Raw genomic sequence first — 14681 nt, forward strand, 5'->3', positions numbered from 1 at the left:
TGTATGGTGTAGGTACTTGGTAAAGGGAGTTTTTTGAAATGAAGATGACTAAAAAATTCATTCTATCTATGAGTGCAACCTTACTGCTAACGGCCACAGGGCTTGCTGTTTGGGCGAAAAGTGATGATAAACCGAGTGAAACAGTAAATGGAACACCAATTACCAGCACAAGTTATATCTCTGAACACAAGTCGTATAAAGAAAGAAGAACCCCTGAATTATATAATGAGTCGATGAAGAAGTGGGAACATGCAAAAGACAAAGCAATAAATGAAATTTTGTCTGATGATGCCACTGTAAAAACCGAAAAGTGGTCAATAATTCCAAGTGCCGATTTTGATATTGAATTTACGAACTACCTCTCACAAGACGAATCAAATAGTTTCAAGGACGCATTGTTCAGTGATGAACGAAAAAATAATCTTTCTGTTGGAGATCATTTGCCGGCGTTGCTGTTAAATGAAAAGAAGGATCGTGCTATTCTTACATGGCTTAAAGGAACTGGAGAAACTGCAGTAATCCAAATAAAATCAAAGACAGATGATTCAGGAAATCGTACATGGTATGTATATGGAAAAGCTATAATAAAAAAATAGCAAAGTATATAGATTAACACGGGCGACAACAGCGAGCAGCCTGGTAACGATCTCCCAAAATATAATGAATCGAGTGAGATCCCTTACAATGAAATCGAAAGGCTCTTTCAATACACCTTGAATGATAATAGGGGCGAACGGTTAATCGTTCGGCCCCTTTTTTCTTGTTTGAGGTAGAAGGTGCTGCGATTACACAAGGAACATGGCGACGATGGTGGTGACGACTAGACCGATGAGCACGGGCTTCAAGTTGCGGCGAGCCAGCTCGAATGGGCTGACGCCGCAGATGGCGGCTGCCGGGATGAGTGCCCAAGGCACCAACGTACCACCGCCGACCCAGATCGCAGCGATCTGGCCGAGCGAAGTCAAGGTTGCTGCGCCATGCCCAAGCGCAACGGCGAACAGATGCGCAACGGAACCCGCAAGCGAAATTCCCGAGAAGCCAGAGCCGTCAAGGCCAGTGATCGCGCCAACGGTTGTGAGCGTTGCGGAAGCGACGGCGCTATTCATCGGAGCTTGATGGGCGAGTGCCAAGCCGAGATCGTTAACGATGCCTTGCGAGCCCTGTGGCAGTGCATCGCCGAAAATAGCGGTGAAACCGGAGTCGCCAAGGTAGAAGAAGGCTGCGATCGGGATAACGGGACCGAATACTTTGAAGCCAAAAATAAACCCGTCGATAAGATAGCTTGTCGTTTTCTCAAGTCCAGCATTACGATGTGCGAACAGGGACACGAGCAGCAGAATGAGTATCGCGGTACCGCCAATAAGGGCCGTTGCGTCGCCGCCTTGCAGGTCGAGCATGAACATTGCAACCACGTCGGCTGCGAATAGGAGCGGGATGAGGACTGCAAACATTCGACGTACGCCGAGGGAGAGTTGGATCGTAGGACCCGATCCGCTGTTTGTGCTTGGAACAGTCGAGTCATCATTTGCCTGATCAGCTGTTGCAACTATACCGTCTCTCCATTTGCCAAGTCGCATATCACGTCGCATGAACCAGAACGCTGCAATCGTTGTTACGAGACCCATGACGATGACTAGTGGAACACTCGCTTGCATAACGTCGGAGACTGGCAAGCCGGCTGCGTCAGCTGTGAGCTTAGGGGCACCTTGGATAATATAATCGCCAGACAGAGCGATGCCGTGGCCGAACAGGTTCATTGCCATTGCGGCACCAAGGGCCGGAAGTCCGACGCGTACCGCAACAGGGAGAAGTACCGCACCGATGAGTGCAACACCTGGCGATGGCCAGAAAAACCAAGAAGCGACCATCATGATAATTCCGATTCCCCAATAAGCCAGTGCTGGTGAACGCAAGAACCGTGTAAGCGGAGCAACCATGATTTCGTTGATGCCCGCCGCAATTAAGACACGGCTCATCGACACGATGACGGATATGATAAGAATGGTGCCGATGAGTTCTTTTATCGCATAGATGAAGCTGTTAAAAATACCGCTTATGGAACCGCTTAAACTTTCGGTCGCAAGAAGACCGATGACAAACACGCCTGCTATACAGACGATTGTCGTGTCGCGGCGCATGAGCATGAAGCCGATGATGCCGACGATAAACGCCAAATAGACCCAGTGAAGCGCCGTTAATTCAACAGCCATATCGATTCGCCCTCCCGTGGTGTACGGTACAATATCGTATGCAAAGGTGGGCTTAGACGTTCGTCCGGTTAACCTGTCGTAGGAGTTTGAGCTAGCATACAAAAAAACGCATCGCCCATGTTCGGACGATGCATTCTGATGTAAGAGAGATTAGGAAGCTCTGCGTCTGGAGAGGAATTGCTTCCATTGAAAGTAAATAAAGCATCCTGGGCAATAGCCGAACAATGCTAGGATAACTGCAACAGTCAGGAAACCAAGGAAGATAGAGCTGAACACGATGCTGCCGATGGCGTATCCGATTAGCGCTAGCGTCAGGAACAGAATCGCCAACAGCTGATTGAAACGAAGCAGCTCGCGGCTTTCGGTCACTGAGCTCCTAGGGAACAATGGGGACAGTAATCGAACAAACAGATTGTATTTGACGCCATACGTGCGACTAATGAGTTGAACGGCTAGTGGGATGAAGAGAATCCACAGCTCCTGCGTAATGAATGCTGCGATAACGCTTATAAGAATGCCAAGCTGGTTGCCGCGCACCCGATGCAGCGGCACTTCATCAATGCAATCGTAATCGGATGACTTCAGTTCAGTCGTCATGAGCAATCCTCCAATAGGTTTAGAAGAATGTTGTGTTTAGCTCATTATACACCAAATCCGATTAAACAGATAGGATTTAATAATATTTAAATGTATTGGGTTATCGAATCTTGAGGTTGCTCATTATTTCTGGTTGCGATGATTCTCTGTGATTGAAGTAGTCACATATCTCATGATACTCAGATGAACTCCAAAATGTGCTACTATAGTTATATTAATGGAGAATGTTGGCGTGACATAGAAACAATGCATCGACCGCCATATTTTGTGAATTGGAGAGAGCTTATTTTGGAGTGATGTCATGATAAGAGAATGGAATGATATTTGTGCATTTTATGAACGACTAAGTAGTAAAGATAACAAGTTCTTAAGTTTATTCAACTTGGTGGTTTCTATCAGAGATTCTAAATATTCAAATCATATTTACGGATGGATCTCAGTTTGTGATTTATATATTGTACTTAATGAAGTGAAATATCCGTATGATGGGCCTAAATTATTAGTAATACAATTGGAAAGTAACAAATTGGAATTTAGATATATTGATACTTATATGGTGGAAAGACAATGGAAAAGGGTGTTTGATGGAAGTGATGGATTCGGGAAATTAGAGGAATTCTTCTTTGATATACAGTGGTTCTATCCCAACTTTATATAGGAGCCCTTAGTATCCTAAACTCAGGTGAATACCACATGAGGAAGTCAATAACTATTCTCTTTGCAGCTATGATTCCAAGTATTGTAACCCTGTTTTTATTAATCAAGTTATTCGCTAATACCGGACTTGGGAGAATAGTGAGCATTCCTACAACATTATTTCTTAATGTTATTCTCGTAATTCTTACTATATTAACCACACGTTTTTTCAAGTCTATGTCATTCAAGAGTGTGTTGTGGATTGCAGCCATAGTAGTAAGCGTAGTGTTGGCGGTTGTCATACATCCTCAGGAATATTCGCCGGGTGTAGCTAAACAACTGTGGGAACGTACTTTCCGTAATTGACAGGAGGTTTACATAGGTGCAAGGAATCAAATTGATGTGCTTAGGTATATTGTGTGTGTTAGTCGCATTGTATATGAATCCCGATTCCGCTGGCATTGTTAGATTTTATCTTGTTCTTGCTGGAGTAATTCTGGGGATTACGGGTTTCTTTAAGAAAGACTCATAAGATGGGGGACGATTTAATGAATGATAATATGCAAGAGCATTTAGTAATTTCAAAAGATTGGACTGAAGAAGAGACGAAGGCTGTCTGCGACGGTTTGATCAAACATAACAGAAGAAACGCTCGGCCTCTAGATGAACAATGGAGCGATACGATTAACCTTATCCTGAAGACGGAAGATGATGAGGTTGTAGGCGGAATTATGTGTAATATGTTCATGTATTGTTTGTACATTGATGTGTTGTGGGTTGATGAGAAGTACAGAGGTCAAGACTATGGTTCAAGACTTATTGCAGGTGTGGAGCAGATAGCAAAGGAAAAAGGATGTATGCTTGTTGAAACATGTACATACAGTTATCAAGCTCCTGGCTTTTATGTAAAATGCGGATATGAGATATATGGTATTCTGGAGGGGTTTCCTGAAGGAATAAAGAAATATCAATTGAAAAAGGTGCTATAGAATATTCATCCTTGGTCCGTCAAGTGATCAGCATAATAGTGAAGTTTCATAGGCAGTCTGATCAATCGCATGTATTCGTGTCTGCATACAGTATTCCATCTTGACTTGGAAGGGGAATGCCGGAATGCCGAAATTAGGGAAACCGCGCAAGCGGCACCGCACGAAGCCGTCCGTTACCCGACGATCGCGATCGTCGGCCTGCACCAGATCGAGTAGTCAGACGATAATCGAGCATGCGCCGCTTGTCATTCCACCGACGAATATAGTGCGTCCGCGTGCTTTCTTCATTGACTTACCTGATAATAAGCGGCTGCTGTCTGCAAGCGGGGTCGTCGACCTTGGTTTGAATGCGGTATCACGCGAAGATAGTCTTGTCATCGTTCCCGTGGAATTCAACCTTCGGCAGGACGGGGAGGAGCTCGTGTTCGGCTTAGATGCGACGCTTATCAATTCGACTATTTTGTTGGCTCCGAACTCCATCAATACGTTTAATCGGAATCCGAGTGAGTTCGCGCTCATCAATGGCGAAGTCAGGCTCCAGCTAACCCCTGATGAGACCTCGAAGCGGCTGGTCGTAACGGGAGTCGCTCGCGTTCGCGGTGCAAGTATGGGGCGATTCGGTTATACGATAACGGCGCTGATTACAGGCTAACGATAAACGGCTATAGGGCAGTAGATTGCCTAGTGGCCTACTGGGATGATTTCGTTCAATAAACGCAATGAACCGCTCATTAAGAGCGGTTTTTTTTGTGGTCGCGAGTAGTCTCTTCATAGTGTGCAGCGGGATCGACGTTCGGAGTTCTATTATTCAAACCAATGCCAACTCAAGAGGCAGAAAAGCATACTCGCCGTGTCTTACAATTTCACCCTTGCGAACAGGAATGGGATGTTTGAATAGTGGCCCGTTAATGACCGTTGTGTGGAATTCGCCGCCTTCTCCGCATGGGTCGATACTGCGAGCCTCTAGTTCGTTAATATAGTCTAGCGTAAGCGTCCGGCCAAGATCCTCTTCTCGCATACCCAATGAGAGATTAACCGTTACAATCAACGTCTCAAATCCAAGCCGGATGAATGTCTCAACCGCCTCGCGGTGATTCATCTCCCAGAGCGGCATGCCGAGACTCAAACCGACCTGCTGCGTTACTTTATCATGCCAGCAGCCATGTTCGGGCATATCCAGATCACCTGTAACGAGTACTTCTGCGCCGTTCTGCTTCGCGTCAGATAGCAGACCAACGAATACTTCCTCGTATGCTTCCCAGCTTGCTGCGGCCATGTAGACGGGCAAGCCGATTGCCTCTGCTTGCGCGCGTATGATTGCTGGCGGGAGTCCATGGGATCGTGAGCGCTGGCCTTCCTCTTCGAGCATGACGATAAGTCCCAATGCTTGGCCAACCTGCATCGAGAGGTAAAGCGCGAGTGTACTGTCTTTGCCGCCACTGAACGAAGCAATGAACTTGCGACCGGAAGCGCCATTTTTCCAATTGGTAGGTGTAGTCATATCTTAATGCTCCTAATCTGCTATCACTTTATATGAGAAACTATATCATACAATCTAATCTTACATATGCAACGACACCGCTTCTTCGCAAATTAAAAAGCCACGTAATTGTGGCTTCTAAGATTCAATAAGCTATTTGCAATTCGTAATCATGCCCGACAGTACAGCTTGACCTAACCGATTCGCTGCCTTATTCGACAGACGAACTTGGAATTGACTATTGTTCAAGTCTGCTGTGATCGTATCGATTCGCCCCACCCAATCGGGATCTTGCTCTGAAGTAGGGTAGAGGTTAAACCTCCAGCTAATGACGTTCGGAATAAAAGCAAATCCCTCATAACGGTCATAATCCCCGAATGAAGCAGGTGCTGGGAGATGGGATGCATGAATACTAATGTGCGTCCGAGGGAAGCTGGGCGTCAATTTCACCTTGTAGATGAGCGCTGCCCCTTTGGCATTCGTGTCGTTTGGATCAGTAGGCTCCAAGACGAGACTGCAAGGCATTGTTGGGTCAGCGTGAACGGAGGCGGGACTTATGAGCATCGTTCCTAATAGTGTTAGTGTGGTGAGTAACAACATGCGTTTCATTTGTAGGCCTCCACATTCGTTGTGCAATGTTGTTATTTTGTCTGACGGGAGGATAATTATCCCATGTGATTATTCTGTTCGATTGCCATCTTCGTTATATTGTGTCTTGTGGGGGACATCCTCCGCGTTCAAGCGATAGTCGGGATGGTTCTCAATCAACTCTTTGATCGAAACACCATTGATCACTAAGCCCTCGATCATACAATTGTCGAACGTAACATTAACAAGATGCGAATTCGTGACCGCAGCATTCTCCAACGTACCGGCTTCAAAATTCAACCCATACACATCACACTGCTTCATGCGCATATTCCACCATGCATTGCCTTCTACTTTCATGTCGGATAGATTGCTCGCCCGAACGGTAGTGCCAGTAAGGTCAACATGAAGGAACTGAGCGTTCTTCATGTTTGCATATTTGATGGTTGTTTCGCTTAAGTTAGCATTCTCGATCGTAGAGTTGGTCAAATCACCTGAATAATAACGGCCGCTTATTTCATTCATTAGCAGTAACCTCCATAATATGGAATATGTTCGCAAGTTATGGATTCGCTTTACAATATCATTCTCCTGCTTGTGCGCGAAGGTAGCAATATATGATTTTTCTAGGTGTACTCTTATAGCTTTCGTCTTTCAAAAAAAGCAGCCATCGATCGATGTCGATGGCTGCTTTGCGTTCGGGTTGTCTAATGCTTACTTCTTGCCCTTCGGTACTGTAACTTGAACCGAAGCTGTAGTAGTGTTGCCCGCTACGTCAGTGATCGTGTACGTAATGGTGTAGATCCGGCCGTTACCGTTGCCGGAGCGCTCAGCGCGCAGGCTGATGGACGTATCATACGTTCCGATCGCTGCATCTTGAATGTCATCTTCCGTGTTGCCGTCGCCAGTTCCGTTGTCAGCTTCGTTCGACGTCACGGAAGTCAGGCTGATGGAGGCGATACCCGAGCCAGAGTCGGAAGCATTAACTGTCACATTAACAGGAACCATCTTGTGATTGTTCTGGTCAATGACAGGTTTGTCGACCGTAAGCGTGACGGTAGGTGCTGTCCGGTCAATGTTGCTTACGGTCGCCGCAGCACTGCCTGCGTTGCCCGCTGCATCAACGAATTGGAAGATAAAGTTGCCGTTGTCCGTGAACGTATAACTTGCCGAACCGCCGTTGTTCGTGATCGTAACAGGCTCGCTAGACGTAATCGTTGCGATAACGTCTTGGTTCGTAGGAGCCGTAGTGCTATACGCTACCGTCGCAGTAGGCGCGATCGTATCGATAACCGTTAGATCTTGAAGCGAGAGTGGCTTGAGTTGGTAGATTCCTTTGAAAATCGACGAGACGCCAGCGATGCTCACAGTCGTATCCGCAGGGTATTGCGCTTGGAAATCAGCCTGACTAATACCCGTACGAACATCGATGCGAATATGAGTGGAAGTGGAATCATTCACTGCATCGAATTCGAAGGAGCCAGCAGGCGTACCCGTAATATAATTTTGAATAATGACGTTGTCGAGTCGAACGAGCTGCCCTTGATTGTCTTCGCTAAGGAATGTTACAGGACGAACAGCTGGAACCGAGCCTGTACCTGTTTTCTCCAATGCAACAGGGTCGCTTAGTTCAACTTCTGTGTTATACACCGTCTTGATTGCACTAATTTTGATTTTGTCACCAACATGATACCCTGCAGCATTCTGGAATACATAGATGCCAGCCGTACTGTCTTGCAGATAGAAGCCTTGTCCACCGAAAACGCCTGGTTCAGACGTAATAACACCTTCAACCGTCACGACCGAATTGTCCGCCTTCGCACGTGCATCTGCAATGGAGATCGTCGCTGGTACAGGAGTCTGGTCTTGTGGCAGCGGCTCAGCTGCTACATTGCCAACAGTCATGGCTTCCGTAATGATGTTGTTACCATTCACGCGCAGGCGCAGGTTTGCACTGCCGCTAGTAGATGGATTTATTTGAACAGTCAGATCCTTATAACCATGTCCAGCTGAGTCAGCTGTTACTGAGAAAGTCGAGCTGTAGCCGTACGATGTCGGCCAGGTGCCATCTGCATTTTGTACCTTGGCAACTTGCGTTCCGCCAGTCAGGTAGACGCCGGCTGTTAGTCCCGTAACCGTCTGACCTGGAAGCAGGTTGTTCACGGTTACGCGGATTTGGAACGGAACTGCGTTAGGCAGCGTTGCTTGATGTACGAGAGCATATTGCGCTTCAACCGCTGGTGCTGTAGTGGAACCGTACGAGCCAGGCTTGAACGTCGTTGGATCATACCATTTGTAACCTACGTCTGGTGCCGACCATGGCTCAGCTTGCGGCTCTGTCGATGCCGCAGGCGCTTCCGATGCCAGCAGCTGAGTCGGTGAGTCAAGCTTCAGGCCAGTTACTTGCGACAAGCTGGTGTAGCTCTCATGGTTAGCAAGCCATTTGACTGTATTCACGAGGAACGTTGCGTCGTTTGCTTCACCTTTGAAACCGTCGTACGTTGTTTTCTTAGCGCCATTTTCTTCACGAAGATATTTAGGTGTTGGATCCTCAACAGGGGAGGAGTCGCCGATAAATGCGGCTTTACCTGCGCCAACCTTCGATACAGCTGCGAATGGACCTTCAGCGCGGCCGCCGCCGCTGTATACGCCGTTATCTACTGCATTCGCCCATGCAGGCACATTAGTTGGCACATATACGAGCCCTTTGGCCTTCGCTGGGTCGAGAATTGCAACGGTCGAACCTGCGTGCATCGCTACGGATGCAACACCCGTTGTGATACCGAATGCCTGGTTAGGTGCAACCACATCCGTCATATTGTCCACATCGCCAAGTGCGTTGTAGCGGAAGCGGACACCAAAGTTCGCAGCGAGCCAGTCCGAGCTTTGAACGCCCTGCATAGCTGGTGAGGCAGCTTCTTCAGCTGTCATTCCTTTCGTTGGGTTAGTCCAAGCACCGCGGCGGTAGCCGTTCATAATTTCCGATGCGTCCCAACGATTTTTGTTACGGTCTGCATTGTAGTGGTCAGCGATGAAGAAAATGCTGCCGCCATTTTGCACATATTGAAGCATTGCGTCTTGCTCGGACTGCTTGTACGGCACTTGTGCTTCGCCGATGATGAATACATCATATTGGCTCAGTTTCTCGTACGTAACCGCCTGCTCGCCCCATGTAAAAGGAATAGCGCGGTCAAGCGATTCTACCGCGAAGCCAGCTCCGCGCAGACCATCGGCGAAGTCGGAGAATGCGCCGTCAATGACCCAGTCTGCAGCACCTGCCGTCTGGCCATGGGATTGGTCGAACAATACTTTTTTGCCCGTGCCGTCCGGAAGCGGTGTTACAACAGGATCCGTCGTTCCACCGCCGCCAGTTCCTGGATCCGTCGTACCGCCACCAGTGCCAGGATCAGGCGTCGTTGTATCATCAATGAACGAGAGGGCAGTAGGGGATTTCACGCCTGCGTAATTGTTGTAAGCACCCAATGTACCTGTTACTTTCACTTTACGACCAATGATCGCATCGGCGTTCGTTTGCAAACCGAATAGCGCGCGATAGGCCGCCGTTAATTGCACATCCAGCAGTTTCGCATTGGATCGTTCTGTCGTGGAGTCTGCAATCAGAATGTTGAAGTCATTGGCATAAGGCGACTTAAAGCTTGCTGTCAACGATCCAGTAGCATGTCCAACGATGTAACCTTCCACCGTATGGGTTCCGGAATTCGTTGCAATCGCTTCTGCAACCGTCCATGATCCATCAGCATTTGCAGCGTAAGCGGCATTCGGCGCATAGCCGAGCACACTCGACAACAGTAAAGCAGCTGCCAGTACGAAACCGGCCCATTTGTGATGTAAGCGGTGTAACATGTTGTTATTCTCCTCCAATTCTATTATGCGTGCGTTGATAGAATAACGAGGATACATTTTGAGACAATTAAGTAGAGGTTAAACAATTCTAAAGGTTGTATGGCTTTGTAACATAGATTGCTCGTTTTCTATAAAGTAGAATGAGTGTAACGGTTACTAAAGTGGCTATTCGATACAAAATTGATTATTTCTGATTCTTACGGTTGCTATAGTGCCTTTGCTATAGTGCCTATTGCACGATAGAGGGGGAGAATTTACTTGGATCACGATGATAGCCATTGTCAGAACCGTTATGGGTTAAAATGCATAAAAAATAGCTCATTAGCCACTATGGGAACCGTTAGGTTATCCAGATCGAACAACATCTATCGGAATGTATGTAGCACCTCTGAATATAGTAGATAGCATGAAGAGTAGGGAGTTGTCGCATGCTTCAAGTATTTTTCCATTTTACAGATCTAGACGGTAATACCCATCAGACGAATCCTAAGCCTTACGAATTCGATGAGGCTGCGGTATATGCGCTGTTCAACAGCAGTGAAGTTTGTTATCCGCTGACCATGCGAGATGAAGAGAGCGGGAAGGTTACGATTGGGAAAATGACAACGGTCGAGAATGTCGTATTCGATCTGTTTCATGAGATTCCGGTGCTGCGCATTCATTTGCAGGAAACGAGAAGTTAATCGCTAGTTTGCTTACCAAGAAGCCGCTCCAATTGACAATTGGAACGGCTTTTCATTATTTTACCGAATCATAAATCGTCAGTGTATACTTCGATATCGCTTCATCATAATCGGGATACGGATAACCAAGGTTAGCGGTGACAATGTTGGCATATTTGCGGAACAATCCGTAGCAGGTGAATAGAGACTGCCACATCTCGATATACCCACCTTGAGAGTAGGTAGCCAGCAGCTGATTCCAATCTTCCTCCACGAGATAGCGGTCGATGAATTTATAGTTCTTTCCGATGCTGAACGTATACCCTTGCTCGGATCCGATCGCCCAGGCCATCATGCGAAGCAAATTAGGCCGCGCAATTTCATTCAGATGGTCGATCGCAAACAAGATTTCATGCCGCGCCAAGCCTTTTACTATATAGTTGGATACCATCCAGAACTCATTGCAGCAATCATCGAATTGTCTAGCTGTCGGCTTCTGAACTTCTGAATCCAATAGTGGCGATCCGATGTAACGACCTCATAAGGAGCTAGAGCATCCTTATCGAGAAGCACTTCAACAAGCCCATCGCTATTCTTGTAGTAATCATCCGTCTCTTCGATTGGAATGAGCGTCAGGTCTAATTTATTCCCGTCTTCCAAAATGATTAAGTATGAATACCAGCTGCCAAGCTCGGCTGGGAATAGCTCCATATCTTCGGGTTTCTGCATCATAAGTCGCTTTCCGAACACTTCGAGCCACTCGTCATTCTGCTTGAAGGAGGGCAGGTCGATTACAAAATAGGATACATCAAAATCCTGAAACGAATCCGGCATAATATTGCTGTTCGTTCGTGAACCTTCCAAAGTGACTAATCGAATACGATCGTCATCCCTGGCAACATCGAGAAACAAACGCATCATTTCCTGTTCCGATCTCATACCCGTGCACCCCCTTGAATCATTCTCGATCTGGATAGAACAAAGACCCCGCAAAGGGGTCTTCGGTATTGAGCTAGCATAAGACGTGCTATTGCCGTTCGTACAACTCTTCGCTTACGCCAAGCACGAATGGCGACCATGCTGCTTCGATCGGATTATACAGACGAAGCCGATGCATCGGACGCGTGCAAGCGGTGTAGAACAACTTACGCTCGGATTCACGGCCATAGCAGCGAGCGGATGCATCATAGATCAGTACCGCGTCGAATTCGACGCCTTTGGCAAGATAAGCAGGAATGATAAGTAGTCCATGCTCGAATTGCGGCGTTGTTTTGTTCACGAGACGAAGTGATTCACCTAGAGCAGGTACAGCACGAAGCCGTTCGAACGCCTCATTGGCTTCAGCTTGCGATTTCGTAATGATCGCGATCGAGCCGAAGCCTTCCGCCTGTAATGCAGCAATGTCTTCGATAATGCGCCGATCCCGATCTTGTTCTCCCGTACACTGTATGGCAAGCGGCTTACCGCCGGATCGATCGAACGGTACGATGCGGTCACCGTCCGCGAGCATCGCACGAGTGAAATCGACGATCTCACGCGTTGAACGATAGCTGCGCGTCAGATTCATCCAAGCCGTATCTTCCGGTCCGTACAGTCCTTCCAGAGGTGAGCCGCTTCGTTCATGCAGATCGCTCGCCTGAGCGAATATCGCTTGGTTGAAATCGCCGAGTACGGTCATGCGTGCCCGCGGGAACAACCGTTTCACGAACTCAAACTGGAATGCCGAGTAATCCTGCGCTTCATCCATCAAGACGTAGCGGATATTGCCGTTCATCTGGAAGCCTTCGATTAATTCCTTCAAATATAAGTACGGTGTCGCGTCTTCAGCCGCGAGTTTGCCTTCATCCATCAACCCAACGGTACGAGCACAAATTTGTTTCCATTGCTGCTCATCAGGGAAGCCGACTCTATCCTTCGAAGTTTCGTCAGAATCGCCGATAAGCGAAGCAACAAGCGAGTCGTTCTCGAACAACTGGCGGTACAATCCCTTCGTATCGACAAAACGAAGCGCCTTCACTTTCCGGTACAGTGGACGGAAATGTGTTCGCACAACCCCTTCACGCAGAAGCTCTTCTTCCTGCTGCGCGTCGTCGAACGCAGGGTTTTTGGCCTGCTGGCGCTTGGCTAGCCGGTTGAATGCATCTTGATACTGCTCTTGATCCAAATAATCGAGCTCTTCCTTAACCCAATCGGCCGAACGTTCGGCGCGCTCGAGTTTACGCAGCTGCTGCATAATCCAATCCTTGAGCTCGTCGACCCGATAGGAAAGGGAGGCAGCCGACTTTGAATTGTAGAATTGCGCTTCAATGGCTTGTCGGGACAGTACGGTACGGCCCTTGAACCGAATGCCTTTGAATCTCATGCCCTCCGTCAGCAGACGGTCCCGGTAGCTGCGCATTAGATGGAGGAAGCGGGAGGACGCCTTGAAGGCAATGCCTGCAATAACAGCGTCATATTCCGGATCATCCTGCTTCGTCAGCACATATTCCATCTGGTCGAACGGATCTTCCACGTCAAATGTGCCAGCCAGTCGGCGGTTGAGATATTCCTGGAACGTCGTCTGCTGAATATTATCTTCACCAAGCTCAGGAAGTACGGTTGCGACATAGCTGTTGAACATCGGGTTTGGCGAAAATAGCACCATCTGCTCCGCAGTCAACCGCTCGCGATGTTTATATAGAAGATACGCGGCGCGCTGCAGCGCAGCCGATGTTTTGCCGCTGCCTGCGGCGCCCTGCACAACGAGCAGACGGCTGCTGTCGTTGCGAATGATTTGGTTCTGCTCATGCTGAATCGTAGCGACGATGGACTGCATTTGGGAGCCTGCGCCTTTGCTCAGCACATTTTGCAGCAGTTCATCCCCGATCGTCATGCCGGTATCGAACATCGTTCGAATGTGCCCGTCGCGGATGGCGAATTGGCGTTTAAGCTCGATCGTGCCGCTTATCTCTCCGCCAGGCGTATTGTACGCAGCGTGGCCGGGAGGGAAGTCATAGTACAAGCTTGCAATTGGCGTCCGCCAATCGTATACGAGGAACGTCTCGCCATCGTCGGCAAGGAACGAAGCGACGCCGATGTACAGCTTCTCGCTTGCCGGCGTACCTTTCTCATGAAAATCAATACGTCCAAAATAAGGGGAAGGCAGCAGCCTGCGCGTCCGCTTCAGCTGATTCAGCAGATGCCGGTGGCTGTGCTCGCGCTCGGACAGAATCTGTGCCTGCTGTTTCATACTCATGAATGTCTCAAGAACGTCGTCATCATTGCTTAAGTTGACCGTCACATCGTCCCAGAAATTGGTTCGAAAATCGACGACCTCACTACGCAGCTCGCCGACGAGCGGCTCATATTCCTTAATTCGTTTCTTGAACGCAGCAATGACTTCGTCAACACGCCGCTGTTCTTTGTCCCATTCCGTAGACCATTCGCTCATCTATATACGACCTCCATCTGGGCGATAGGTAACCTAACCTTCATCAAACCATAATTATATCCTTGATAACTGGGCCTATGCAAGGTTTGCCACCTCGCTGGCGAGGAGCTTCCTACCTAGGGTGCCCAACGAACCCTTTCAGTAAGAGAGATCATGTGGGGTTCTCAAGGTTTGCGCAACTTTAGTCTATTTCGAAGCGTCTTATTAGTAAAATGAACCTAGGAA

The 14681-nt window shown here is 48.0% G+C and carries 12 protein-coding genes and 1 pseudogene; 5 read left to right on the forward strand and 8 right to left on the reverse strand.

Annotated elements, in window-relative coordinates; genetic code table 11:
• Window positions 1-38 precede the first annotated feature (38 nt).
• Window positions 39-596: a hypothetical protein gene (locus H8B09_RS06760; RefSeq protein ID WP_191202638.1), complete on the forward strand. Its 558-nt coding sequence runs from the start codon at window positions 39-41 to the stop codon at window positions 594-596.
• A gap of 189 nt (window positions 597-785) precedes the next feature.
• On the opposite strand, the gene H8B09_RS06765 is transcribed toward H8B09_RS06760, so the two are convergent.
• Together H8B09_RS06765 and H8B09_RS06770 are read right to left on the reverse strand one after the other, a co-directional pair.
• Window positions 786-2210 carry a hypothetical protein gene (locus tag H8B09_RS06765; RefSeq protein ID WP_191202639.1) on the reverse strand — a complete coding sequence of 475 codons (1425 nt, stop codon included), beginning with the start codon at window positions 2208-2210 and terminating at the stop codon, window positions 786-788.
• 150 nt (window positions 2211-2360) lie between these two features.
• Window positions 2361-2807 (reverse strand): DUF4395 domain-containing protein, encoded by a 447-nt coding sequence (locus H8B09_RS06770; RefSeq protein WP_191202640.1) that lies wholly within the window; start codon window positions 2805-2807, stop codon window positions 2361-2363.
• Between the two features lie 301 nt (window positions 2808-3108).
• On the opposite strand from H8B09_RS06770, the gene H8B09_RS06775 reads away from it, so the two are divergent.
• From H8B09_RS06775 to H8B09_RS06785, 3 genes are all read left to right on the forward strand, one after another.
• Window positions 3109-3465 carry a hypothetical protein gene (locus H8B09_RS06775; protein ID WP_191202641.1) on the forward strand — a complete coding sequence of 119 codons (357 nt, stop codon included), beginning with the start codon at window positions 3109-3111 and terminating at the stop codon, window positions 3463-3465.
• A gap of 526 nt (window positions 3466-3991) precedes the next feature.
• Window positions 3992-4432: a GNAT family N-acetyltransferase gene (locus H8B09_RS06780; RefSeq protein WP_191202642.1), complete on the forward strand. Its 441-nt coding sequence runs from the start codon at window positions 3992-3994 to the stop codon at window positions 4430-4432.
• A 124-nt stretch (window positions 4433-4556) separates the two neighbouring features.
• Window positions 4557-5084: a hypothetical protein gene (locus H8B09_RS06785; protein ID WP_191202643.1), complete on the forward strand. Its 528-nt coding sequence runs from the start codon at window positions 4557-4559 to the stop codon at window positions 5082-5084.
• Window positions 5085-5240: 156 nt separating this feature from the next.
• On the opposite strand, the gene H8B09_RS06790 is transcribed toward H8B09_RS06785, so the two are convergent.
• The 4 genes from H8B09_RS06790 to H8B09_RS30360 form a co-directional block, all read right to left on the reverse strand.
• Window positions 5241-5933, reverse strand: coding sequence for a Dph6-related ATP pyrophosphatase (locus tag H8B09_RS06790; protein WP_191202644.1), 693 nt, complete (start codon window positions 5931-5933; stop codon window positions 5241-5243).
• A 132-nt stretch (window positions 5934-6065) separates the two neighbouring features.
• On the reverse strand, window positions 6066-6521 hold the full coding sequence (locus tag H8B09_RS06795; protein WP_191202645.1) for a YoqH family protein: 456 nt from the start codon (window positions 6519-6521) through the stop codon (window positions 6066-6068).
• A 69-nt stretch (window positions 6522-6590) separates the two neighbouring features.
• Window positions 6591-7025 carry a pentapeptide repeat-containing protein gene (locus H8B09_RS06800; RefSeq protein ID WP_191202646.1) on the reverse strand — a complete coding sequence of 145 codons (435 nt, stop codon included), beginning with the start codon at window positions 7023-7025 and terminating at the stop codon, window positions 6591-6593.
• Between the two features lie 189 nt (window positions 7026-7214).
• Window positions 7215-10364 (reverse strand): DUF6359 domain-containing protein, encoded by a 3150-nt coding sequence (locus H8B09_RS30360; RefSeq protein ID WP_224753286.1) that lies wholly within the window; start codon window positions 10362-10364, stop codon window positions 7215-7217.
• Between the two features lie 428 nt (window positions 10365-10792).
• Here H8B09_RS30360 and H8B09_RS06810 point away from each other — a divergent pair, with 428 nt between their 5' ends.
• A complete protein-coding gene (locus tag H8B09_RS06810) occupies window positions 10793-11047 on the forward strand; it encodes a hypothetical protein (RefSeq protein ID WP_191202647.1) in 255 nt (84 codons plus the stop codon).
• A 55-nt stretch (window positions 11048-11102) separates the two neighbouring features.
• Here the strand turns inward: H8B09_RS06810 and ant(6) are convergent.
• Window positions 11103-11965: pseudogene (gene ant(6), locus H8B09_RS06815) on the reverse strand (aminoglycoside 6-adenylyltransferase).
• An 88-nt stretch (window positions 11966-12053) separates the two neighbouring features.
• The gene (helD, locus tag H8B09_RS06820; RefSeq protein ID WP_191202648.1) at window positions 12054-14456 is read right to left on the reverse strand and encodes an RNA polymerase recycling motor HelD; all 2403 of its coding nucleotides are present in this window, start codon (window positions 14454-14456) and stop codon (window positions 12054-12056) included.
• Between the last annotated feature and the right edge of the window lie 225 nt (window positions 14457-14681).

Origin of the sequence: Paenibacillus terricola, assembly GCF_014779765.1 — a bacterium.
GTDB classification, from domain to species: Bacteria; Bacillota; Bacilli; order Paenibacillales; family Paenibacillaceae; genus Paenibacillus_T; species Paenibacillus_T terricola.

Bases quoted from the DNA above. Each gene is read 5' to 3' on its own strand.
- H8B09_RS06800 (WP_191202646.1), bottom strand. From the start codon at position 7,025: ATGAATGAAATAAGCGGCCGTTATTATTCAGGTGATTTGACCAACTCT.
- H8B09_RS30360 (WP_224753286.1), bottom strand. From the start codon at position 10,364: ATGTTACACCGCTTACATCACAAATGGGCCGGTTTCGTACTGGCAGCT.
- H8B09_RS06810 (WP_191202647.1), top strand. From the start codon at position 10,793: ATGCTTCAAGTATTTTTCCATTTTACAGATCTAGACGGTAATACCCAT.
- H8B09_RS06795 (WP_191202645.1), bottom strand. From the start codon at position 6,521: ATGAAACGCATGTTGTTACTCACCACACTAACACTATTAGGAACGATG.
- H8B09_RS06785 (WP_191202643.1), top strand. From the start codon at position 4,557: ATGCCGAAATTAGGGAAACCGCGCAAGCGGCACCGCACGAAGCCGTCC.
- H8B09_RS06780 (WP_191202642.1), top strand. From the start codon at position 3,992: ATGAATGATAATATGCAAGAGCATTTAGTAATTTCAAAAGATTGGACT.
- helD (WP_191202648.1), bottom strand. From the start codon at position 14,456: ATGAGCGAATGGTCTACGGAATGGGACAAAGAACAGCGGCGTGTTGAC.
- H8B09_RS06770 (WP_191202640.1), bottom strand. From the start codon at position 2,807: ATGACGACTGAACTGAAGTCATCCGATTACGATTGCATTGATGAAGTG.
- H8B09_RS06760 (WP_191202638.1), top strand. From the start codon at position 39: ATGAAGATGACTAAAAAATTCATTCTATCTATGAGTGCAACCTTACTG.
- H8B09_RS06765 (WP_191202639.1), bottom strand. From the start codon at position 2,210: ATGGCTGTTGAATTAACGGCGCTTCACTGGGTCTATTTGGCGTTTATC.
- H8B09_RS06790 (WP_191202644.1), bottom strand. From the start codon at position 5,933: ATGACTACACCTACCAATTGGAAAAATGGCGCTTCCGGTCGCAAGTTC.
- H8B09_RS06775 (WP_191202641.1), top strand. From the start codon at position 3,109: ATGATAAGAGAATGGAATGATATTTGTGCATTTTATGAACGACTAAGT.